General features: G+C 44.6%; 2 protein-coding genes. One reads left to right on the top strand and one right to left on the bottom strand.

Annotated features, from left to right (window positions below; genetic code table 11):
- Positions 1–346: 346 nt before the first annotated feature.
- Entirely contained in the window at positions 347–991 is a 645-nt protein-coding gene (locus tag CBW46_RS20885) for a copper amine oxidase N-terminal domain-containing protein (protein WP_207802353.1), read from the bottom strand.
- A 110-nt stretch (positions 992–1,101) separates the two neighbouring features.
- Here CBW46_RS20885 and CBW46_RS22410 point away from each other — a divergent pair.
- Positions 1,102–1,220 (top strand): transposase (locus CBW46_RS22410; RefSeq protein WP_165842182.1); only part of this gene is annotated, 119 nt, incomplete at its 3' end.

Raw genomic sequence — 1,220 nt, 5'->3', positions numbered from 1 at the left:
CAGTTGCTGCGCGATGTCAATCCCGATAACCAAATGATGAGAGGTAATCTTTTCAATAAGTTGATTTTGTCTAGCTTGCGATTTAAACTTCATAGTAGAGCGTCCTCCTGGATGATGGAATTTAAAAGGGCTATGACCCGTTTCGCACTKCCATCGTACCGAGGCGCTCGTTTTTTTGCAAAGCTCAAAATTAACGCTCTACAGGAATGCTATCGTGTCCCATTTAGCTCAATAACATTGTGTCTACATATCGCTTACCCACAATGGTTTATCTTCACTAATTAATTGTGGAGTTAGTTCTCTAGGCTGTATACGCCAAAGGGTAATCTTTTTTTGTAAGATTTGATTACTTCATCGGTTGAATCGGTTTGCTCTTCAAGATGTCTTCCACTTCTTGGTAGCCATCAGGGAAGGCAAAGTAATAGCGCGCCGGAAGTGCGAACACGTATTTGTCATTGCGCGTCAGTTCGCTTGGGCCGATAGGCGCTGCGCCGATGTGGAATTTATCCTGCTGAAGCTCGTTCCATTGGTCTACGGTGAAGACGAGAATAGGGATATCCTGTCTTGGCTGTTTAGCGGTCCATTCGGGATGGCGGATGCTGAGTTTCGCGCCGCTGACTTTATCGCCTTGCGCATCCCCTACAGAAAGACCCTCCCATTTGTCCGTTACAATCGTGTACCCTTTCCAACTGTCCGGCAGCGTGAAACGGAAGCCATATTGGGTATTCTCATAGACGGTTTGGCCTACTTGACCCATTTGTCCCGTAATACTAATTTCCCGTTTTTCCCCATCCCACTTTACATCAGCTCCAAGTGACTCAGAAACAACCCTCAAAGGAACATAGCTGGATCCATCTACGATCTGCAAATCCGCATTAATTATTTTCCCGTTAATAAATAATTTAATGTCCGTTGCCGCATAAGCCCCAACAGCAATAGACGCTGCGATTACACCAGTAAGTCCAAGTGCAATGAATAATTTCTTCTTCAAGTAAATTCCTCCTCACTTTGTTTCCCATCATTTCTCTAATGCTTACGCCAGTTTATAATGCTCCCATAGGTTGAGACACAGGAGAGTGATAAATAAGTTATAATAAGATTATGGAAAAACGGAACCGATATACCTCAGATTTTAAGACGAAGGTCGTGCTGGAGGTCCTCCGCGAGGAGCAGACCGTCAACGAGATCGCAGCCAAATATGAATTGAGCCCGGTGATGAT

The organism is Paenibacillus xerothermodurans, assembly GCF_002220865.2.
In the GTDB taxonomy this organism is placed as follows: Bacteria; Bacillota; Bacilli; order Paenibacillales; family NBRC-103111; genus Paenibacillus_S; species Paenibacillus_S xerothermodurans.
This window is presented reverse-complemented; position numbering and strand designations above follow the sequence as displayed.